The 21367-nt window shown below is 41.2% G+C and carries 18 protein-coding genes and 1 riboswitch; of the genes, 14 read left to right on the top strand and 4 right to left on the bottom strand.

Going from position 1 to position 21367, the window contains the following annotated elements; translation table 11 throughout:
* Positions 1-181 precede the first annotated feature (181 nt).
* Positions 182-1006, bottom strand: a complete 825-nt coding sequence (locus tag NQ782_RS06790; RefSeq protein WP_000612365.1) for an exodeoxyribonuclease III — start codon at positions 1004-1006, stop codon at positions 182-184.
* Positions 1007-1044: 38 nt separating this feature from the next.
* Between NQ782_RS06790 and pyrE the strand changes: the two genes are divergently transcribed.
* Complete coding sequence (gene pyrE / locus NQ782_RS06785) at positions 1045-1695, top strand: orotate phosphoribosyltransferase (RefSeq protein ID WP_000211303.1); 651 nt, start codon at positions 1045-1047, stop codon at positions 1693-1695.
* A gap of 50 nt (positions 1696-1745) precedes the next feature.
* Here the strand turns inward: pyrE and NQ782_RS06780 are convergent, their stop codons facing one another.
* Together NQ782_RS06780 and NQ782_RS06775 are read right to left on the bottom strand one after the other, a co-directional pair.
* Positions 1746-3935: a TonB-dependent siderophore receptor gene (locus NQ782_RS06780; RefSeq protein ID WP_086231072.1), complete on the bottom strand. Its 2190-nt coding sequence runs from the start codon at positions 3933-3935 to the stop codon at positions 1746-1748.
* 229 nt (positions 3936-4164) lie between these two features.
* Positions 4165-4377 carry a DUF1737 domain-containing protein gene (locus NQ782_RS06775; RefSeq protein WP_000781166.1) on the bottom strand — a complete coding sequence of 71 codons (213 nt, stop codon included), beginning with the start codon at positions 4375-4377 and terminating at the stop codon, positions 4165-4167.
* Positions 4378-4537: 160 nt separating this feature from the next.
* On the opposite strand from NQ782_RS06775, the gene gshB reads away from it, so the two are divergent.
* From gshB to lpxC, 8 genes are all read left to right on the top strand, one after another.
* Positions 4538-5482: a glutathione synthase gene (gene gshB / locus NQ782_RS06770; protein WP_057094376.1), complete on the top strand. Its 945-nt coding sequence runs from the start codon at positions 4538-4540 to the stop codon at positions 5480-5482.
* Positions 5483-5719: 237 nt separating this feature from the next.
* Complete coding sequence (gene murG, locus NQ782_RS06765) at positions 5720-6817, top strand: undecaprenyldiphospho-muramoylpentapeptide beta-N-acetylglucosaminyltransferase (RefSeq protein ID WP_057094374.1); 1098 nt, start codon at positions 5720-5722, stop codon at positions 6815-6817.
* Positions 6818-6828: 11 nt separating this feature from the next.
* Positions 6829-8277: a UDP-N-acetylmuramate--L-alanine ligase gene (gene murC / locus NQ782_RS06760; RefSeq protein ID WP_000075472.1), complete on the top strand. Its 1449-nt coding sequence runs from the start codon at positions 6829-6831 to the stop codon at positions 8275-8277.
* Between the two features lie 37 nt (positions 8278-8314).
* Entirely contained in the window at positions 8315-9241 is a 927-nt protein-coding gene (locus NQ782_RS06755; protein WP_057094372.1) for a D-alanine--D-alanine ligase, read from the top strand.
* A 2-nt stretch (positions 9242-9243) separates the two neighbouring features.
* Positions 9244-10098, top strand: a complete 855-nt coding sequence (locus NQ782_RS06750; protein ID WP_000057903.1) for a cell division protein FtsQ/DivIB — start codon at positions 9244-9246, stop codon at positions 10096-10098.
* Positions 10099-10158: 60 nt separating this feature from the next.
* The gene (ftsA, locus tag NQ782_RS06745; RefSeq protein WP_001287630.1) at positions 10159-11421 is read left to right on the top strand and encodes a cell division protein FtsA; all 1263 of its coding nucleotides are present in this window, start codon (positions 10159-10161) and stop codon (positions 11419-11421) included.
* 164 nt (positions 11422-11585) lie between these two features.
* Positions 11586-12761, top strand: a complete 1176-nt coding sequence (ftsZ, locus tag NQ782_RS06740; protein ID WP_000135734.1) for a cell division protein FtsZ — start codon at positions 11586-11588, stop codon at positions 12759-12761.
* A 110-nt stretch (positions 12762-12871) separates the two neighbouring features.
* Positions 12872-13774, top strand: coding sequence for a UDP-3-O-acyl-N-acetylglucosamine deacetylase (gene lpxC / locus NQ782_RS06735; protein WP_000240700.1), 903 nt, complete (start codon positions 12872-12874; stop codon positions 13772-13774).
* A 97-nt stretch (positions 13775-13871) separates the two neighbouring features.
* On the opposite strand, the gene NQ782_RS06730 is transcribed toward lpxC, so the two are convergent.
* A complete protein-coding gene (locus tag NQ782_RS06730) occupies positions 13872-14312 on the bottom strand; it encodes a DciA family protein (protein ID WP_000042455.1) in 441 nt (146 codons plus the stop codon).
* Between the two features lie 107 nt (positions 14313-14419).
* Here NQ782_RS06730 and NQ782_RS06725 point away from each other — a divergent pair, with 107 nt between their 5' ends.
* From NQ782_RS06725 to NQ782_RS06705, 5 genes are all read left to right on the top strand, one after another.
* Positions 14420-15112 (top strand): M23 family metallopeptidase, encoded by a 693-nt coding sequence (locus NQ782_RS06725; protein WP_000557460.1) that lies wholly within the window; start codon positions 14420-14422, stop codon positions 15110-15112.
* A gap of 250 nt (positions 15113-15362) precedes the next feature.
* Complete coding sequence (aceE, locus tag NQ782_RS06720) at positions 15363-18080, top strand: pyruvate dehydrogenase (acetyl-transferring), homodimeric type (protein WP_000896433.1); 2718 nt, start codon at positions 15363-15365, stop codon at positions 18078-18080.
* 2 nt (positions 18081-18082) lie between these two features.
* Positions 18083-20065 carry a 2-oxo acid dehydrogenase subunit E2 gene (locus NQ782_RS06715; RefSeq protein WP_057094370.1) on the top strand — a complete coding sequence of 661 codons (1983 nt, stop codon included), beginning with the start codon at positions 18083-18085 and terminating at the stop codon, positions 20063-20065.
* 148 nt (positions 20066-20213) lie between these two features.
* Positions 20214-20486 (top strand): hypothetical protein, encoded by a 273-nt coding sequence (locus tag NQ782_RS06710; protein WP_267581182.1) that lies wholly within the window; start codon positions 20214-20216, stop codon positions 20484-20486.
* A 36-nt stretch (positions 20487-20522) separates the two neighbouring features.
* Positions 20523-20719: riboswitch (yybP-ykoY riboswitch) on the top strand.
* A gap of 15 nt (positions 20720-20734) precedes the next feature.
* A complete protein-coding gene (locus NQ782_RS06705) occupies positions 20735-21310 on the top strand; it encodes a TMEM165/GDT1 family protein (RefSeq protein ID WP_001154986.1) in 576 nt (191 codons plus the stop codon).
* Positions 21311-21367 lie beyond the last annotated feature (57 nt).

The following is a 21367-nucleotide window of genomic DNA, read 5'->3' as shown; positions in this document are numbered from 1 at the left end:
CCTTGCAAATAAACTTATCTTAAGTTTATTTTATCTTCCTACGGCGTCCTATCCTTTTGCGTCATCCTGACTGCTTCCCTGTGCCGTGGGGCTATAATGCCGTTAAACATGTGTAAGAAAAATACTCAAAAGCGACATGTGTTGTAAGCAAAAACGACAATGTAAGTGAACATGTGTTCACTTATTCTTGAATTTTATAATCGATAATAACTGGAGCATGGTCACTAAACCATTGATCTTTATAGACCCATGCATTTACAGTGCGCGCTTTCCAGTCTGGTGAACATGCGTGATAGTCAATACGCCAACCTACATTTTTCGCACGCGCTTGTCCGCGATTTGACCACCATGAATACAATTCCGCTTCTGTTCTTACAACACGGAAAGTATCTACATAACCAAGTTCATCATAAATGTGGTCAAGCCAAGCACGCTCATGTGGTAAACAGCCAGACGACTTTTGGTTGCCAGACCAGTTTTTAATATCAATCCGTTTATGAACAATGTTGTAATCGCCACAAATAATGATGGACTTATTCTCATCACGCCATTGTTTCAAGATTTTGGCGTATTCACCTAAAAATAAATCTTTACGTGCTTGCGCTTCTTCACCACTTGAGCCTGAAGGTAAGTATAATGATGCAATATGTACGGGATGTGACAAACCTAAATCGAATTCGGCAGAAATGAAGCGGCCTTGACTATCGGCCAATTCAAACCCTAAACCATCTTTAATAGAGACAAAGGGTAAGCGGCTATAAATTGCAGTACCTGCGTAGCCTGCACGCTCTGCTGGAAAGAGATGGGTATGCCATCCCTCGGGTCTAAATTTCTCAGTCCATTGTTCATGGGTAATGCGGCTTTCCTGCATGCATACGACATCGGCATCTGATTGTTCTAACCATTCAAGTAAGCCTTTCGTCACTGAAGAACGTAAGCCATTTACGTTAATGGAAACGACTCGAAGAATTTTTACATCACTTGGATACTGATCCTTTGGTATCATGCGAAAATTTAACCTCAATTGTGAATTTGGAGCACCTCATGACAACGCCTGTGTCATTTCACCCGCAAGCATTTATCGAACTCGCATTATCACGCGGTGTGCTTAAATTTGGTGAGTTTACTTTAAAATCTGGACGCGTGAGTCCTTATTTTTTTAATGCAGGCCTACTCAACGATGGTGAAGCTTTATCTCTTTTAGCACAAGGCTATGCCGATAAATTAACACAATGTGAAAATGTTGATGTGATTTTTGGACCAGCTTACAAAGGTATTCCATTTGTAGCTGCGACTGCTGTTGCTTTATCGCAAACACATAACAAGAGCGTGCCATGGGGCTTTAACCGTAAAGAAGCAAAAGATCATGGTGAAGGCGGTGTTTTAGTCGGTGCTGCGGTTGAAGGTAAAAAAGTCTGGATCATTGATGACGTGATTACCGCAGGCACAGCGATTCGCGAAGTGGTAACGATTTTGAAAAATGCCGGTGCAACTATTGCGGGTGTGTTGGTTGCGCTAGATCGTCAAGAACGTGGTCAAGGTGAGCTTTCTGCAATTCAAGAAGTTCAAAAAGAATTAGAAATTCCTGTACACGCACTGATTACCATGAAAGATTTAATGGATTATTTAGAGGCGAAAGGCGAAAAAGAAGCGCTAGCAAACATGCAAGCTTACCGTGAAAAATACGGTATCTAAAAACAAAAAGGCATACCTCTAAAATAGAGGTATGCCTTTTTAATATTTACTTAAAACTGATAATTCAAACGCAATAACACATTACGTGGTGTGCCTGGCATGCTGTCTGAACGCCAGTACTCTTTATTGGTTAGGTTATTTACCGCAAGTGTGACATTCCAAGGGTCGGCACTGTAGCCAATTGCTGCATCGACACGATTGAAGCCTTCCATTTTTACTTGATTATTAATATTTGGATAATAAGAACCCACATAGGTCACGCCCACTTCGGTATACCACTGCTCGGTTGGTAAATAACGAACAAATAAATTACCTGTGTTCTTAGATGTGTTGGCTAAATAATTGCCTTCACGTTCAGGATTTTGCTTGTCTTCTTTTACTTTGGCATCGGTATAGCCATACCCACCGCGAACAAAGACATTATCAAGTACACGGCCAATAAAACTAAATTCGAGACCACGAGATTGATGTTGACCAGCAGTTGCCCATACCTCTGGTTCACTGTCAGGATTCGGTTTATAACGAATATTATTTTTACGAATATCAAAGACAGAAAATTGAGTATTTAAACGATTATCGAACCATTCACTTTTTACCCCAACTTCATATTGCTCGTTATATTGAGGCTCTTTATCCATTTTCGCGACATCGGTACTTCCAGTAACTTGGTTGACACCCATTTGTCCACCAAATGGTGCGAAGCTTTTAGAGTAAGACGTATAAAAGCTATGTTCAGGAACTGGTTGCCATACCAAGCCAACATTTGGGCTAAAAGTACTGTCTTTTACATTACGCTGTTCATTCTTAATTTTGTTAGTGGTTGAAAAATCGAAGTAATCGTAGCGGAGTCCCATCATAAGTTTAAGTTGGTCATTTAGACCAATTAAATCTTGAATAAATACGCCGTAAGTTGTGCCTTCATTATAGTTATGCTGACTAATCTTTAATGGGCCATTGCCACGACTGTACTCTCGTTCACCAGTGATTGGATTAACGTAACCATAAATGGCCGATCCATTTTGAGTTTTATTGGCTAGACGTGGTTCTCGTTGTTCATAAGTCCAGTCTGTACCGACCATAATTTGGTGTTCAAGCTGGCCTGTCTTGAACTTTCCTTTAATATCAAATGTATTGGTTGTGGTCTTGTTGCTGGTTTGTTGCCAGTAGTAAATTTGATCGATGTAACCTTTTTTTGTACAAGCCTCATTCTTTGAGTTTTTTCCATTTAAACCACAATAATTTCCAAAGTAAAAGTGGTCAAAGTTCTGTTCTGCTTGTCGGTAGCTTGCTGCCCAGTGGAAGTTCCAATCAGGCGCATATTCATAATTCACATCGGTACGAACGACTTGCAAAATATCATCAACATAATCGCCGTCTTGGGCAAATCCCATTTTAATTGAAGTTCCCGCAGGCAAGTTGTCACGTGTTGGCCCACGGTCAGGTACACGATTTAATTTGTCATAGGTATATTGTGTGGTCCAAGTCAGCTTTCCATCGTCATTCTTATAGGTAAAGCTTGGAGAAAACATCTCAATCTTATTTTCAATACCAGAGCGGAAGCTGCCTGCCTCGCCATATTCTCCAGTCAAACGCACTGCTAAATTGTCATTAAGTACTTGGTTGATGTCAGCGGTTGTTCCGTAGTTATCGTATGAACCCGCATATGCGCCAACTGAACTTTTAGAGTCAAAATTGGCGAATTTACTCACCATATTCACAACCCCGCCGCCAGCACTACGGCCATATAAAACCGAAGCGGGGCCTTTTAAAATTTCTATACGTTCGATATTGGCTGTACTGCGGCGTACTTGCCCGCTTTCACGTATGCCATCACGGTAAATATCACCTGTATCAGCACCAAAACCACGAATCGTGATCCCATCACCACGCATATCGTAACTGGTTGATACACCTGGTGTACCTTGCAGCATGACGCTTAAATCATTCGATCCATAAATTTTATATTTCTGAACATCAATGGTATCAACGGTTTGAGGGATATCTTTTTTATCTAAACCATTACGAGTGACATTGGCTTTGTCATAATCGATATAGCTTTTAATCGGGTCGAGCTCACTCATGGCCTCGATTTTTATGGTTGGCATGGTGGCTGCGGCTTTTGATGAGGATTCAATCAATTCCTCGGCGTTAGCACCTTGAATATTTAAAATCATTAAACTGAGTAAGCTGAGCGGGAATGAACCCTTAATTTGGGGAGATGATATAGAAATTCTTAACATAAAAATAAAATCAATTAACAAAAATAAAAGTATAAATGATAATTATAATCATTTAATTGTTTAGAATAAAAGAACTATTAACTTGAAAAATGATATATTTATTTTTTATTAACTGATTTTTAGGAAGTTAATTAGCAAATTAAAGGACTTATTGAGTTGACTCATTAGTTTTTCTTGTTAATTAGATTTTAGAGGGGGCTTTTTATTGATAAAAATGCCCCCTCTAAAATCACGCATTATTTTTGAGAACATCTAAAATATCCATTTCTGGATCATAATTTTCATCAATTGTTTTGCAAATCGCTTGGCCTACAATGACTTGAGAGCCATTAAAAGTCATAGTAGGTGCTTCATAGAGCTCCCAACCATGATTAAGTGCTTTAGTCACTCGTGCACAAAAAGCAGAGTCATCAGGTCCGGTTAAATAGCGATAAAGTTTCATCTTTAGCCTTTAAAAATAATATTTTATGGGAGTAGTTTAACTGAATTTACCTTAATTCAAGATAAAGAAATAACCGATAAGGTTTTACTAAAATTAAGAAAAACGAGTGAAAAATCTCAGCTATACTCATGCTAATTTAAATTTTAAGAAGAGCTTGAGCATGCGTGTACTTGTCGTCATGGATCCGATTGAAACCGTAAATCTGAAAAAGGATTCAACCATGGCAATGTTGTGGGCGGCGAGCCGTCGTGGACATGAGTTAGGTTATGCATTACAACAAGATTTATATATCGATCAAGGTAAGGCTTACGGTCTCATCTCTCCGTTAAAAGTTTTCGAAGATTACAACCATTATTATGAGTTAGGCGAAAAGAAAAAAGAATCTATCGCGGCTTATGATGTTGTCCTTATGCGTAAAGATCCGCCTTTTGACATGAACTTTGTCTACACAACTTACGTGCTTGAACAAGCCGAGCGTGAAGGTTCATGGATTATTAATAAGCCCCAATCACTGCGTGACTGCAATGAAAAATTGTTTGCTACGCAATTTCCTGAATTACTGGTGCCGACACTAGTAACATCGCAGCAGAGTTTGATTCGCGAATTTATTACCGAGCACGGTGATGTGATCGTTAAGCCACTTGATGGTATGGGTGGTATGGGTATTTTCCGTTTATACCAAGACGGTGTAAATATTGGTTCTACCTTAGAAATGCTTACGGAATTAGGCACCCGCCCAATTATGGCTCAGCGTTATATTCCTGAAATTGTAGAAGGGGATAAACGAATTTTAATGGTAAATGGCGAGCCTATTCCTTACTGTCTGGCACGTATTCCGCAAAATGGTGAAGTACGCGGTAACTTGGCAGCTGGTGGCTTAGGTCAAGCGCGTCCACTCACAGAAAATGACAAACTCATTGCTGCTAAAGTTGGTCCTTTCTTACGTGAAAAAGGTTTGGTATTTGTAGGTCTTGATGTAATTGGTAATTATGTCACTGAAATTAATGTGACAAGTCCAACCTGTATTCGTGAAATTGATGCGCAATTTGGTACATCAATTGCCGATGACCTATTTGATGTATTAGAAGCCGGTCGTCCAGCATAATGGTCTAGTTCGGGTGGTTTTCTAAGCTTATTATTGGAAATCACCCGAAAATATATGAATTAATAAAATCACAATATGAAATACGCTAGCGCTTTGTAGGCATATTTTCAAAAAAGCACATCTTTCTGTTATAAACGAGTGAAATTCGCTTTTCGTTAATGAAGCTTTAGGATTAAAATAAACGGCTACAAAAATAGATGACAATTTCCATTGTTTTTTGAGTTGAAGAATTAGACCGTGACCGATTCACAGCAAAGCAAACCTAAACATGTCATGATGATGGCTGCCGGTACTGGTGGACATGTTTTTCCAGCCCTCGCCGTAGCCAAACAACTTCAACAACAAGGTTGTCAAGTTTCATGGTTAGCCACGCCAACAGGTATGGAAAATCGTTTATTAAAAGATCAAAATATTCCAATTTATCAAATTGATATTCAAGGTGTGCGTGGAAACGGAGTGATCCGTAAACTTGCTGCACCTTTTAAAATTTTAAAAGCAACTTTTAGTGCAATGCGCTATATGAAACAGCTTAAAGTGGATGCAGTTGCAGGCTTTGGGGGATATGTGGCAGGCCCGGGTGGGCTAGCAGCGCGTTTATTAGGTATTCCTGTTCTCATCCACGAGCAAAATGCGGTTGCAGGATTTACCAATGCACAGTTATCCCGTGTTGCTAAAGTGGTATGTGAAGCGTTTCCAGATACATTTCCTGCTAGCGAAAAAGTAGTGACAACCGGCAATCCGGTACGTCGTGAAATCACTGATATCTTAAGTCCAAAGTGGCGCTATGATGAACGCGAGCAAGCGGGTAAGCCGTTAAATATTTTAATTGTGGGCGGATCTTTAGGTGCAAAAGCACTGAATGAACGCTTACCTCCGGCATTAAAACAACTTGAAGTTCCACTGAATATTTTTCATCAATGTGGTCAGCAACAGGTTGAAGCAACTCAAGCTTTGTACGCAGATGCGCCAGCAAATTTGACCGTACAGGTTTTGCCGTTTATTGAAGATATGGCGAAAGCTTATAGCGAAGCAGACCTGATTATTTGCCGTGCTGGTGCTTTAACTGTGACAGAAGTAGCAACAGCTGGTGTTGCAGCAGTTTTTGTACCGCTTCCTATTGCGGTGGATGACCACCAAACTGCAAATGCCAAATTTCTGGCCGATGTCGGTGCTGCAAAAATTTGCCAGCAATCGACTATGACACCAGAAGTTTTAAATCAATTGTTTACTACGCTGATGAATCGCCAATTACTTACAGAAATGGCAGTGAAAGCGCGTCAACATGCCCAACCAAATGCAACTCAGCATGTGGTTGATCTTATCCAAAAAATGTAATCGGATTTACTATGTCTCCAACAACAGCTGCGAACCAAGCAAAAAAACTGATTAAAGTGCCTGAAATGCGCCGTATCAAACACATTCATTTTGTGGGAATTGGCGGTGCAGGTATGTGTGGTATTGCTGAGGTGTTAGCTAACCAAGGATATAAAATTTCCGGTTCAGATATTAAGGCATCAAAAACCACACAACAATTAGAAGAAAATGGCATTAAGGTCTATATCGGACACGAAGCAGAAAATATTAAAAATGCAAATGTGCTTGTCGTGTCAACAGCAATTGACCCGGAAAATCCGGAAGTTAAAGCTGCCATTGAACAACGTATTCCGATTGTACGTCGTGCAGAAATGCTCGGTGAGCTTATGCGTTACCGTCATGGTATTGCTGTGGCAGGTACACATGGTAAAACTACAACCACAAGTCTTTTGACGACAATGTTGGCGGAAGAAAACCTCGACCCAACTTATGTGATCGGTGGTTTACTTAACAGTACAGGCGTAAATGCAGCGCTTGGTGAAAGCCGCTTTATTGTTGCTGAAGCTGACGAATCGGACGCATCTTTCCTTTATTTACAGCCAATGGCAGCGATTGTAACCAACATTGATGCTGACCATATGGATACCTATGAAGGCAGTTTCGATAAATTAAAAGATACCTTCGTGCAGTTCCTTCATAACTTACCATTCTACGGCTTGGCTGTGGTTTGTGGTGATGATGCGAACATTCGTGAGATTTTGCCACGTGTAGGCCGTCCGGTTATTACTTATGGTTTTAATGAAGATAATGACATCCGTGCGATTGATGTAGAGCAAGATGGTATGCGTTCGCACTTTACGGTATTACGTAAAGGACGTGAGCCGTTACGTCTAACCATTAATCAACCGGGTTTACATAACGTTTTAAATGCTTTGGCTGCAATTGGTGTTGCAACTGATGAAGGCGTTTCGGATGAAGCAATTAGCCGTGCATTAAAAGGTTTTAGTGGTGTTGGACGTCGCTTCCAAGTACAAGGTGAATTTGAACTTGGTGAAGGGAATGTAAAATTAGTCGATGACTATGGACACCATCCTAAAGAAGTGGAAGCTACGATTAAAGCTGCTCGTCAGAGCCATCCTGATCGTCGTTTAGTTATGCTTTTCCAACCACACCGTTACTCTCGTACTCGTGATTGTTTTGATGACTTTATTGAAGTTTTATCTCAAGTCGACCAATTATTATTACTAGAAGTTTATCCGGCTGGGGAAAAACCAATTGTTGGTGCAGATAGCCGTACTTTGGCGCGTAGTATTCGCTTGCGTGGTCAGGTTGAACCGATTTTGATTGATCCGGTTGAAGGTAATTTGCAAAACATCATGCAAAATGTGTTACAACCAAATGACTTGTTATTAACGCAAGGTGCAGGTAACGTGGGAGCAATTTCAGTAGAACTTGCACAGCACCATTTGTATGTGAAATAAACAAAAAGTATTGAATTATCGGGTTAAGGATTTAAACGTGTCAAATGCTACAAAATTCGGCAAAGTTGCCGTGTTACTTGGTGGGAAATCGGCTGAGCGTGCTGTGTCTTTAGATAGTGGTCAGGCAGTTTTGGACGCTTTGTTACGTTCAGGTGTTCAGGCTGAGGCATTTGATCCGCAAGACCGTAGCGTAACTGAACTTGTAAACTATGATCGTGCATTTATTGTATTGCATGGTCGTGGTGGCGAAGACGGTCAAATCCAAGGTGTGCTTGAGTGGTTGAACATCCCTTATACAGGAACGGGTGTACAAGGTTCTGCCATTGGTATGGATAAAGTCAAAACCAAGCAAATCTGGCAAGGTAGTGATTTACCAACCGCACCGTATCGCATTATTACTAAAGAAACTGACTTGGATTCAGTGATTGCTGAATTGGGGTTGCCTGTCATTATCAAGCCTGTACATGAAGGTTCAAGTGTAGGCATGAGTAAGGTTGAGAAAGCTGAAGATTTTGCGGCAGCAATGGAAAAGGCAACTCAGCACGATGCTGTAGTTATGGCAGAAAAGTGGATTACAGGACGCGAATTTACGATTTCATTCTTAAATGGTCAGCCTCTACCTGTTATTCGTTTGCAGCCACCAGCAGATGTTGCTTTCTATGACTACGAAGCAAAATATCAACGTAATGATGTTGAGTATGGCATTCCTTGTGGTCTTAGCGAAACTGAAGAGAAAAAACTACAAGCTCTATGTTTACGCGCTTTTCAAGCCGTAGGTGCAGAAGGCTGGGGACGTATTGATGCAATGCAGGATGAGCAAGGTAACTTCTGGCTTTTAGAAGTAAATACTGTGCCAGGCATGACCAGTCATTCGCTTGTACCAAAGGCTGCTAAAGCAGTAGGTTATAGCTTTGATGAATTGTGTGTTGCAATTCTTGAGCAAACATTGGAAGGTACGGCTTAAATATGGCACAACTTCCGGCATCCATGCGCCGTAAACGTGCGGCAATTACCTCCATTCATGAAAAACCGCCTACGCGCAAGCAAAAACTTGCCAATGCCGGCGGATGGGTGTTGCTGGTTATTGCCTTTTTAGTCTTGGCGGTCGGAATTTACGGACTATATAAAGTTATTACTGATGCAACTGTTGCAAAACTTGAAGTTGTAGGTTCAACAACTCCAGTTGAGACTCAGCAAGTGATGCGATATGTGCAGCCGATTGTAAAAGATAACTACTTTACATCTGATTTAGAGCAGATTCGTGATAAAGCATTAGAAATTTCATGGGTAGACCGAGTCGTCGTATCTCGTGCCTGGCCCAATGGTATTCGCGTTCGTGTTATGCCTCGACATGCTATCGCCCGTTGGGGAACAGGTCGCTTATTGAGCGATGGTGGCGATGTATTTAGTGAAGCAGAGCCGAGACTTCATCCTGAGCTTCCGTTACTACACGGTCCGGTAAGTCAGTCTAAAATGATGATGCGACGCTATAATGAAATTAATCAGTTATTCCATCCTGTTAATTTGCGTTTAAAAGAGTTATATCTAACAGAGCGAATGACTTGGTTTATGCAGTTTGACTCTGGTTTACGAATTATTGTTGACCAAGATCAAACAATGAATAAATTGCAACGTTTAAGTCACTTGGCACAATCTGACCTAAAACCTGTGTGGCCGAAAATCTCAGCCATTGATTTGCGATATCGTAATGGATTATCTATTCAATGGAAGAATGCAACCCCACCTAAAATCGTGAATGGTCAGTTTGTTGTAACGAGTGATGACACAAGCATTGCAGGTGGTACAAAAGCAAAGCCATAATACGTGGCTTTAAAATAGGCAATTTGCCTGGTATTAGACAACAAAGAAATGGTATGAGTGATGAGTGAAGCTGTTCCCTCAGTTGTTGCGATTGACATTGGGACGCATAAAGTTTCAGTTTTGATTGGAAAAATTCATGCGCCGGATAACATTCAGGTTATCGGTATGGCAACTGCTCGCAATCGAGGCATGAACAAAGGAAAAATTGTAAGTCTCGATAAAGTCATTGCTGCGATTAAAAACGCTGTTGCTGAAGCGGAAAATATGGCCGAATGTCGCATTCATAGTGCGTGGGTATCTATTCCGAGTACCGAGCTACAAAGTTTCTATGCTTCTGGACGCACACCTGTTGCTAACCCGGCGCATGTGATTACAACCAATGAAGTTGTACGCGCATTAGAGTTGGCAAAAGCAAGCCATGTGACTTCTGACTATTATCTAGCGAGTGCGGTCCCATTAGGATTTGAATTAGGCGACTCATCTGAATGGGTTCAAAACCCAATCAATATGACCGCTCACAGCATGACTGGTCATTATCAGCTTATGATGATGCCGATTGCCACTATGCAAAACCTTGATCGTGCCATGAAAGGCGCGAACATTGGAGTTGAGAAAATGGTGGTTTCTTGCTTGGCTACGGCTGAGGCAAGTTTGCTTAAAGATGAAAAAGAATATGGTGTCTGTCTTGTCGATATTGGTGCAGGTATTACCAATCTGGCAGTTTATTTAGATGGCCGTTTAGCTTTAGCACGCACCTTGCAGCGTGGTGGTGAGCATGTGACACGTGATATTGCTGCCGTGTTACAAACAACCACTGAAGAAGCTGAACGTATTAAGATTCTGCATGGCTGTGTTGATCTAAGTGCTGTTAAGCCTGACCATATGATTCAAGTACAGGGTATTGATGGTCCGCAAACGATTAGCCGAATTGAGTTAGCGGAAATTATTATTGCTCGTTATGAAGAGATTTTCAGCCAGATTCGCGAAGAACTCGAACAAAGCGGTGCAATCCATGGTCTATATCATGGTGTTGTATTGACTGGTGATGCTTGCCAGATTGAAGGTATGGTAAGTTTGGCGCGTCGTATGTTAGGTGTGTCTGCCCATCTAGGTAATCCGCCATTACAGGTGTATGCTGATGATCAGCATCAAGCTGCATTACGCCGCTCAATGTATGCAACAGCAGCTGGTTTACTTATGTTTAGCCAAAGTGAATTACAAGAAGCTGTTGAGGAGCCTGAAGAGGGAAATGACCGTTCGGTATGGGAACGAATGGTGAATGGCTGGAATGCTTTTAATAGCAAACTTAAAGCCATTTTTTAGGATGTATGTATTTATTGGTAGAATTGTTAGGAAGTTGTAAGAGAAAACCACTGTACTTGACAAGGTTGGTATTGCACAGCATTCTTAAAATTAGTTATTTTTGAAAATCAAGGCAGTATACGGGCTGAAGTGACTGCCATAATGTATTAGGAACCCTAAAGGTCATGGCCTCATTTGAATTTATAGAAGATGAACTAAACGATGGCAACGGTCAAGCCCGTTTCACTGTATTTGGTGTAGGTGGCGGTGGCGGTAATGCCGTTCAGCACATGGTACAGTCTGATATTCAGGGTGTTAAATTCGTTTGTGCTAATACAGATAAACAAGCACTTGACTGTATGAATGCCCCTTTCAAAATTCAGTTAGGTGAGCAAAGTACACGCGGTCTAGGTGCAGGTGCTAACCCTGAAGTAGGCCAGGTAGCAGCAGAAGAAAGCCGTGAAATTATTCGTCAGCACCTTGAAGGGACTGACATGGTGTTTGTAACCGCTGGTATGGGTGGTGGTACAGGTACTGGTGCAGCTCCGGTTGTTGCCGAAGTTGCTAAAGAAATGGGGATTTTGACTGTTGGTGTTGTAACAACTCCATTTAACTTTGAAGGCCGTCGTCGTCAAAAGTCTGCTGAGCGTGGTATTGAAGCGCTGGAAGCTCATGTTGATTCATTGATTATTATTCCTAACCAACGTTTATTAAGCGTTTATGGTGATATTTCAATGAAAGATGCCTATAAAAAGGCAGATGACGTATTGTTAAACGCTGTACGCAGTATTTTTGACCTTGTAGTTAACCGTGGTCATATTAACCTTGACTTCGCGGACTTGAAAACTGCAATGAGTACTCGTGGTTACGCAATGATGGGTGCTGGTTTGGGCCGTGGTGAAGACCGTGCGCGTCAAGCAGCTGAACAAGCTATCCGTAGCCCATTGCTTGATAATGTAAACATTATTAATGCGAAAGGCGTGTTAATTAACATTACTGGTGGCGATGACATCACATTACGTGAAACAGAAATCATTACTGACGTTGTTAACCAGATTGTTGACCTCGATGAAGGTGAAATCTTCTACGGTACAGTATTTGACCCAGATGCACGTGATGAATTACGCGTAACTGTGATTGCAACTGGTTTAACACGTAATGCAGCTGATGCAGAGCCAAGAAAGCGTAATACAGTTAGCCATACATCAACTCAATCTGCACAATCTGTAGATGAAGATGACGTTCCTGCAATTAATAAACGCCAAAATGCTGAAAATGACGTGAATAATGCGCCAAGTTCAACACCGCGTTCTTCGCCAATGAGTATTCAAGATTACTTGAAAAATCAGCAACGTAAGTAATTTAGCGTACAATCTATCGAAAGGCAGTGTATAAACACTGCCTTTTTTTATTTTTGATCAATGACTAAATATGCTAACGTATAGCGGTTTTAAAAAAGAAGTTACAAAGCATGGTGAAACAGCGTACTCTCAATCGTGTGGTAAAAGCGAGTGGAATAGGTCTTCATAGCGGTCAAAAAGTGATGATCAATTTCATTCCACATACCGTGGATGGAGGTATTGTATTTCGCCGTATCGATTTGGATCCACCTGTCGATATACCTGCTAATGCATTGCTGATTCAAGAAGCATTTATGTGTTCAAATCTTGTCACTGGCGATATTAAAGTCGGGACAATCGAACATGTGATGAGTGCGATTGCTGGTTTAGGAATCGATAACTTAATTGTGGAAGTGTCTGCATCAGAAGTTCCAATTATGGATGGTAGTGCTGGTCCATTTATTTATTTGCTCATGCAAGGTGGCTTGCGTGAACAAGATGCTCCTAAGAAATTTATAAAAATATTAAAGCCAGTTGAGGCTTTAATTGATGATAAAAAAGCAATATTCAGCCCGCATAATGGCTTTCAGCTTAACTTTACGATTGATTTTGATCATCCTGCATTTGCCAAAGAATATCAGTCTGCAACTATTGATTTTTCTACTGAAACGTTTGTGTATGAAGTCAGTGAGGCACGAACTTTTGGTTTTATGAAAGACTTGGATTACCTCAAAGCAAATAATTTAGCTTTAGGAGCAAGTCTAGATAATGCAATTGGCGTAGATGATACGGGTGTGGTGAACGAAGAAGGTTTACGATTTGCCGATGAGTTTGTTCGTCACAAAATTTTAGATGCAGTTGGTGATTTGTATTTACTTGGTCATCAAATTATTGCCAAGTTTGATGGCTATAAATCAGGACATGCCTTAAATAATCAGCTATTACGCAATGTTCAAAGTGATCCGAGTAATTATGAAATTGTAACATTTGATGACGAGAAAGACTGTCCAATTCCATACGTGAGTGTGACATAAGTCATTGTCTTTATTTGGCTATGTTATAATGTAACATTAATAAGTGTGATTTTTATCACATATTAAGAACGATTCTAATTAAGAAATAGAAAGCTCATCATTTTTTATTGCTTGCCAAACGTAGTAAAGCTTGGCTAAGCTTAGGGTCGCTCACGAAGTCGGCGGCACTACGTAACATTTCTTGTGTTTCCGGGGGGATGGATTTAGAAGGCTCAGATGAGGTCGTTACAGGAATAGTTTTATTTCTTAAGCGCACTTGAATTCTTTGTAAGTCTTTTAATCCTTCAAGTTGAGATAATTTAGATACATATTGGCTCTGTAAATAGCTGAGTTGACTAATCATTGCCTGATTTTCACCAGTAATAATTAAAGAGCCATTTTGATAACACACGACTTGCCATTGTTCCGGTTGGGGCAATAAGGGTTGGATTATTTTCGTAAGTCTTTGCCATTGCGCGACTTGCGTTGTTAGAAACGTAAGGTTTCCTGTTTTTATGTGTTTTCCGGTTTGTTGAAAAACGTTATCGGGTTTAGACATTGATCATTCTCAAATGGTTTGTTGTCCTAATCTTAAGCGTTCATTTCAACCGATATCAAGGAAGAGATCATAAGGAACTTGAGTAAGAACAGTTTCAAGAGGTTTTTATGCACACGCGTCGTATTTTATTAGCGTTTTCACTTGCCGCTTCGGCAGCATCGGTTGCTTTTGCAGATTATCAAAATATTAACCAATCTACTGATTCAGATCGATTGGAACAGTTATCAAAAACACTATCTCAAGGCTCATATACTCATCCTGATGATTTAGATCTTCCGGCGAGTGCAAAAGTTTCAGTGACTTTACGTGAGAAAACAGTTGAACTCAACAATGATTCACTGGCAAAGAAATACGGCACAACGACAGCTAAAAACTCATTTAAAACCTCTTCTTCAAATCCTTATTCTTGGTTAGTTTCTCATCCTCTTCCTGATACAGTACGTGTTTCTTCTAACTTTGGTGGTCGTACCATGGGTGGTCGTGCAGAGCATCATGGTGGTTTAGATATGGCTGCACCAAGTGGTACGCCAATCTATGCGACTGGCCCGGGTATTGTGACTAAATCAGGCTGGGGCACAGGTTATGGCCAATATGTTGAAATTAACCATGGTAATGGTTATTTAACACGTTACGCGCATGCTTCACGCTTAATGGTTCGAGTAGGTGATCAGGTTTCTGCTGGTGACCATATTGCTAATGTCGGTTGTACAGGCCGTTGTACTGGTCCACATTTACATTATGAAGTAGTTAAAGATGGTCAACGTAAGAATCCATCAACTTACTTGGCAATGTTGCCTTAATTGCATTGCCTCTAAGGTCAAGGTTATTAAATTTATGAATTTGAAATTAACTTAAACCTTTTTTAACGTAATGATTGTATAAAAAAACGCCTTTATTGGCGTTTTTTTGTTATTTTGTTTACTGCTCGGTCAATGACTATTCATTCAGAAAATAATATGCCCCCCCCACATTCACCCGTGGCAATAACTTGAAAGGGGTAAAACGTGGTAAAAATACAAAGTAGATTAGAGAACAAGGAACAGGTGAATTATGGCGTTTTACGGTGACTCCGACGCACAAGAAACCCAAGAATGGCAAGATGCATTCGATTCAGTTTTACAACACATGGGAACTGAGCGAGCGGCATTCTTGTTGGAAAAACTTTACCAACAAGCAATTGCTAAGCATGTTCCAATTCAACGTCTCAATACACCTTACTTAAATACAATTTCTGTTGAAGAGCAACCTGCAATGCCAGGCGACCAAGATATGGAACGCCGTATTCGTGCATTGATTCGTTGGAATGCCTTAGCAATGGTACTTCGCGCGAATAAAACAGGTGATGATTTAGGTGGTCACTTGGCGAGCTTCGCATCAAGTGCAACATTATATGACGTAGGTTTTAACCATTTCTTCCGCGCTAACAGTGATAACTTTGGCGGAGATATGATTTATTACCAAGGACACTGTGCTCCTGGTATTTATGCACGTTCATTCCTTGAAGGACGTTTAACTGAAGAACAGTTAAGTAATTTCCGCCGTGAAGTTGGCGGTAACGGTTTACCAAGCTATCCACATCCATATTTAATGCCAGACTATTGGCAATTCCCAACTGTATCAATGGGTCTTGGTCCAATCATGTCGATTTATCAAGCGCACATTCAAAAATATTTGATGAACCGTGGCTTGATCAAAGAAGAAGATCGTAAAGTTTGGGCATATCTCGGTGATGGCGAGATGGATGAGCCAGAAAGCTTAGGCGCGATCTCACTAGCTGGTCGTGAGAAGCTTGATAACTTAATTTGGGTAGTTAACTGTAACTTACAGCGTCTAGATGGTCCTGTACGTGGTAACGGTAAAATTATTCAAGAACTTGAATCAATCTTCCGTGGCGCAGGCTGGCGTGTCATTAAAGTAGTATGGGGTCGTCATTGGGATCCATTACTAGCTAAAGACACAAGCGGCGCATTAAAAGCACGTATGGAAGAAGCTGTTGATGGTGACTATCAGCGTTATCAAGTAAAAGGCGGCGCATATACACGCGAAAAATTCTTTGGTAAGTACCCGGAAGCTGCGGAACTTGTAAAAGATTTAAGCGATGAAGATATCGATAATCTTAACCGTGGTGGTCATGACCCTTACAAAGTTTTTGCTGCATATGCAGAAGCGATGAAAGCAAAAGGTCAACCAACAGTAATCTTGGCGAAAACCATTAAAGGTTATGGCTTATCTGAAGAAATTGAAGCGGTGAATAAAACACACCAAATCAAAAAGATGCAAATCGACTCTTTAAGATATGTACGTGACCGTTTCAATCTTCCATTCACAGATGAGCAATTAGAAGAGCTTCCATTCTATCGCCCAAGTGAAAACTCTCCAGAAATGAAATATATGAAAGCGCGTCGTGAAGCGTTAGGTGGTTACTTACCTGCACGTCGTCGTGAGAGTGAATCTTTAGCGATTCCTGATTTATCTGTATTTGATGCAGTGTTGAAAGGTTCGGGTGGCAAAGAACAATCAACCACTATGGTGATGGTTCGTTTAATTGCTGCTTTACTTAAAGAAAAAGCAATTAAAGACCGCGTAGTGCCAATCGTTCCAGATGAAGCACGTACTTTTGGTTTAGAGGGTATGTTCCGTCAGCTTGGTATTTATGCCGCTCACGGTCAAAAATATACACCGGAAGACCAAGAGCAGTTAATGCATTACCGTGAAGCAAAAGACGGTCACATGTTACAAGAAGGGATTAACGAAGCAGGTGCGATGAGTGCATGGGCTGCGTTAGCGACAAGTTATTCAACCAATAACTTGCCAATGATTCCAATGTACATGTACTACTCAATGTTTGGTTTCCAACGTATTGGTGATATTGCATGGGCTGCGGGTGACGCACAAGCTCAAGGTTTCTTGTTAGGTGCGACTGCGGGTCGTACAACATTGAACGGTGAAGGCTTACAGCACCAAGACGGTCATTCTCACATCTTGGCGAACACGATTCCAAACTGCGTATCTTATGACCCATGTTTTGGTTATGAGTTGGCTGTCATCGTGCATGACGGTTTACAACGTATGTATGTGAACCAAGAGCGTGTGTTCTATTACTTAACTGTAATGAATGAAAACTACGAGCATCCTGCAATGCCAGAAGGCGTTGAAGAAGGCATTAAACGTGGTATGTATTTATTCGAGAAAGATGAAAAAGCAACTGTTCAGTTACTTGGTTCAGGTGTAATCCTTCGTGAAGTGATTAAAGCTGCGAAAATCTTACGTGATGAATACCAAATCCATTCAAACGTTTGGAGTGTAACAAGCTTCAATGAATTGGCACGTGATGGTATGGCATGTGAAGAATACAACCGCCTACACCCACTTGCTGAAGAAGTTAAAGAATCTTGGGTATCTAAACAATTACGTGGTACGGAAGGTATCGTAGTTTCTGCTACCGACCATATGCGTGCTTACAGTGAACAAATCCGTGCTTATCTTCCAGATGGTCGCCCATTTGTTGCATTGGGTACAGATGGTTACGGCCGTTCAGATACACGTGCGAACTTACGTAGTTTCTTTGGTGTTGATGCTGCGCACATCGTTGTTGCTACCTTGAAAAAATTAGCTGACGAAGGTGAAGTAGACGCACGTTTAGTGAAAGATGCAATTTCTAACTTTGAGCTAGATACTGACCGTCCGGTTGCATGGGCGCCGCAAGCACATCCGGAAGTTCAGCCAGTTGCTGAATACAATGAAACGCAAACAGGTGAGGGGAACTAAGCATGCAAATTAAGACCCCTGATATTGGTGTAGATAAAGCAAACGTCGCTGAAATTTTAGTAAAAGTTGGCGACCGTGTTGAAGTTGACGACAGTATCGTTGTGCTTGAGTCTGATAAAGCAACTGTTGAAGTGCCTAGCACTTCAGCAGGTGTCGTAAAAAGTATCTTGATTAATCAAGGTGATGATGTGACTGAAGGTGTTGCTTTGATTGAGATCGAAGCAGAAGGTGCGGCACAAGCAGCACCGGAACCAACACCAACTCCTGCGGCTGAAAAGCCAGCTGCTCCAGCACCTGCGCAACAAACACAAGCTTCAGCTCAACCTGCTGCCGCTACATCAAGTGCAACTGTTGAAGTGACTGTACCTGACATCGGTGTTGAAAAAGCATTGGTTGGTGAAATCCTCGTTAAAGTGGGTGACCAGATCGATGTTGAACAAAGTATTGTGGTTGTAGAGTCGGATAAAGCGACTGTAGAAGTTCCAAGTAGTGTTGCTGGTACTGTAGAAAGTATTCAAGTGAAAGAAGGCGATACCGTTAAAGAAGGTGTTGTTCTTATTCAAGTGAAAACAGCAGCTGCATCTAATGCGCAAGCAGAAGCTCCTGCTACTACACCAGCTCCAGCTGCGGCAGCTGAACCGGTTGCTGCAAAGCAAGAAACTCTGGCAGCGGTTCCAGCTCAGTCTGGTTCAGTTGATATCAATGTTCCTGATTTGGGTGTAGACAAAGCTGTCGTTGCTGAAATCTTGGTTCAAGTTGGCGATAAAGTTGATGTAGACCAAAGCCTTGTTGTTGTTGAGTCAGATAAAGCAACTGTGGAAGTTCCAAGTACCGTTGCTGGTGTTGTAAAAGCAATTCACTTGCAAGCAGGCCAACAAGTTTCACAAGGTATATTGCTTGCAACAATTGAAGCTGAAGGCCAAGCACCTGCTGCTGCACCAGCGGCAAAAGCAGAAGCAGCCCCAGCTCCACAGGCAGCAGCACCTAAAGCAGCTGCTCCTGTTGCAACTCAGTCTGCACCTGCGGCACCTACATCTGGTACTGATAAGTTAACGAAAGAGCAAGAAGCAGAAAACGCTAAAGTGTATGCTGGTCCTGCTGTTCGTAAGCTGGCTCGTGAACTTGGTGTGATCTTGTCACAAGTTAAAACTTCTGGTGAGCATGGCCGTGTTGTTAAAGAAGATATCTTTGCTTATGTGAAGAGCCGTTTAACTGCGCCGCAAGCTGCACCAGTGGCTCAAGCTACTGCTGCTCCGGCTGGATTGCCGTCATTACCTGACTTTACTGCTTTTGGTGGCGGTGAAGTGAAACCAATGACGCGTTTACAGCAAGTTTCTGTACCGCAGTTGTCTTTAAACAACTACATTCCACAAGTAACTCAGTTTGACCTTGCGGATATTACTGAGCTAGAAGCTTGGCGTGGTGAGTTGAAAGACGGCTTTAAGAAACAAGGTGTGAGCCTAACAATTTTAGCATTTATTGCAAAAGCAGTAGCTCACTTGTTGAAAGAAGAGCCTTATTTCGCGGGTCACTTAGCAGATGATCAGAAATCTGTATTACTCCGTAATGAAATCCATATGGGTATTGCGGTTGCAACTCCAGATGGTTTGACCGTGCCTGTACTACGTAATCCTGACCAAAAATCAATTAAGCAAATTGCTGTTGAATTAGGTGAGTTGAGTAAAAAAGCGCGTGATAAGAAATTAACGCCGAAAGATTTACAAGGTGCTAACTTCACGATCACAAGCTTGGGCTCAATTGGCGGTACAGCATTTACGCCACTAGTTAACTGGCCACAAGTTGCAATTTTGGGTATTTCACCTGCAACGATGCAGCCTGTATGGAATGGTAAAGACTTTGATCCACGCTTAATGTTGCCGTTGTCATTGTCTTATGACCACCGTGTAATTAATGGTGCGGATGCAGCGCGCTTTACAAATAAACTTACGAAACTTCTTAAAGATATTCGTACTTTATTAATCTAATGCTTTGAAAGAACATACTAAAACCTCGCTTCGGCGGGGTTTTGTTTTAATGTCTATTTGACTTAATTTTAGGTTAATCTACAGATTAAGCAGGACTTATCGAGAGTGAGGAGACATTTCTCGTTATTACATAAAGGAGAAATAGTAAATGTTGGGTTTTCTGAAAATTATGTTGCCCTTGTTGTTGGTTGTATTTTTATTGATGGGAATATGGGTCAGTATTTTGCACGTCCCTTGGGAGTGGATGACTTATGTTGTCATGGGGATTGAAGTGTTTGTCGCTACTCTGATTTTACCCCTTGAATATCAAACTGGAACAAGTAGCAGCCATATTGGTTTTATCAGTATAAGTGCTTGTCTTGCAGTGCTGTTAGGAATAGCCCGTTTATTCGTATGGACATGGGTAAAATTTTTTGCCTGAATATTTGAAAAATAGATTTAGTCGAATATAATAAGCCCATACTTCATTGGGGAGTAGCCGCTATTCACAGCAAATGTGAATAGGTGATGGTCAACATAATTGTTCAACAGAACATGGTCATCATAGCTTAAACGTCTCATCGTTCCTGAGTTGGCAAGACCTTTGATTTACCACTCTGCAATCATTTTATGATATTTGGCTAGCAGGAGGGGTAGGTCATAGGCATTTATGCTAGCCAGAGAACCGACATGCAAGAATTTCTGATTTCTACCTCGATTGTTGCCCTCGCTGAAATGGGCGATAAAACTCAATTGTTGGCACTTTTATTATCTGCACGTTTTCGTAAGCCAATCCCTATTTTAATCGCGATTCTTTTAGCAACTTTAATTAACCATGGTATTTCTGCTGTGCTTGGGCAGTGGATTACAACGGTTTTAAGCCCTGAAATCTTAGTCTGGGTACTTGCGGTTGGTTTCATTGGGATGGCGTTCTGGATGCTTATTCCGGATGAGCTTGATGATGAAACAGCGAGTATTAATAAATGGCAAAAGTTTGGCGTTTTTGGCGCAACCTTTATTTTATTTTTCTTGGCGGAAATTGGCGATAAGACCCAAATTGCAACAGTCGCTTTAGCTGCACGTTATGACAGCATTTTCTGGGTAATGTTAGGCACAACTTTAGGAATGATGATTGCCAACGCACCAGCTGTATTTATTGGCAACAAATTGGCTGAACGTTTATCTATCTCGCTCATTCATAAAATTGGCGCTGCTATTTTCTTCATTGTAGGTGTTTCTACGCTCGTACAGCATTACTTCTTTTAAATGATTTTAAGCTTATATAAAAACGCACTCATTAAGAGTGCGTTTTTTCTAACGAGT

The organism is Acinetobacter sp. BD54, from assembly GCF_044778325.1.
GTDB lineage: Bacteria > Pseudomonadota > Gammaproteobacteria > Pseudomonadales > Moraxellaceae > Acinetobacter > Acinetobacter baumannii.
The sequence above is the reverse complement of the archived record's forward strand: the minus strand, read 5'-3'. Positions and strand labels throughout refer to the sequence as shown.

What these genes read in the sequence shown, in the direction of transcription:
- NQ782_RS06790 (WP_000612365.1), bottom strand. Translation starts at nt 1,006, where the DNA reads ATGATACCAAAGGATCAGTATCCAAGTGATGTAAAAATTCTTCGAGTC.
- pyrE (WP_000211303.1), top strand. Translation starts at nt 1,045, where the DNA reads ATGACAACGCCTGTGTCATTTCACCCGCAAGCATTTATCGAACTCGCA.
- NQ782_RS06780 (WP_086231072.1), bottom strand. Translation starts at nt 3,935, where the DNA reads ATGTTAAGAATTTCTATATCATCTCCCCAAATTAAGGGTTCATTCCCG.
- NQ782_RS06775 (WP_000781166.1), bottom strand. Translation starts at nt 4,377, where the DNA reads ATGAAACTTTATCGCTATTTAACCGGACCTGATGACTCTGCTTTTTGT.
- gshB (WP_057094376.1), top strand. Translation starts at nt 4,538, where the DNA reads ATGCGTGTACTTGTCGTCATGGATCCGATTGAAACCGTAAATCTGAAA.
- murC (WP_000075472.1), top strand. Translation starts at nt 6,829, where the DNA reads ATGTCTCCAACAACAGCTGCGAACCAAGCAAAAAAACTGATTAAAGTG.
- NQ782_RS06750 (WP_000057903.1), top strand. Translation starts at nt 9,244, where the DNA reads ATGGCACAACTTCCGGCATCCATGCGCCGTAAACGTGCGGCAATTACC.
- ftsA (WP_001287630.1), top strand. Translation starts at nt 10,159, where the DNA reads ATGAGTGAAGCTGTTCCCTCAGTTGTTGCGATTGACATTGGGACGCAT.
- ftsZ (WP_000135734.1), top strand. Translation starts at nt 11,586, where the DNA reads ATGGCCTCATTTGAATTTATAGAAGATGAACTAAACGATGGCAACGGT.
- lpxC (WP_000240700.1), top strand. Translation starts at nt 12,872, where the DNA reads ATGGTGAAACAGCGTACTCTCAATCGTGTGGTAAAAGCGAGTGGAATA.
- NQ782_RS06730 (WP_000042455.1), bottom strand. Translation starts at nt 14,312, where the DNA reads ATGTCTAAACCCGATAACGTTTTTCAACAAACCGGAAAACACATAAAA.
- NQ782_RS06725 (WP_000557460.1), top strand. Translation starts at nt 14,420, where the DNA reads ATGCACACGCGTCGTATTTTATTAGCGTTTTCACTTGCCGCTTCGGCA.
- aceE (WP_000896433.1), top strand. Translation starts at nt 15,363, where the DNA reads ATGGCGTTTTACGGTGACTCCGACGCACAAGAAACCCAAGAATGGCAA.
- NQ782_RS06715 (WP_057094370.1), top strand. Translation starts at nt 18,083, where the DNA reads ATGCAAATTAAGACCCCTGATATTGGTGTAGATAAAGCAAACGTCGCT.
- NQ782_RS06710 (WP_267581182.1), top strand. Translation starts at nt 20,214, where the DNA reads ATGTTGGGTTTTCTGAAAATTATGTTGCCCTTGTTGTTGGTTGTATTT.
- NQ782_RS06705 (WP_001154986.1), top strand. Translation starts at nt 20,735, where the DNA reads ATGCAAGAATTTCTGATTTCTACCTCGATTGTTGCCCTCGCTGAAATG.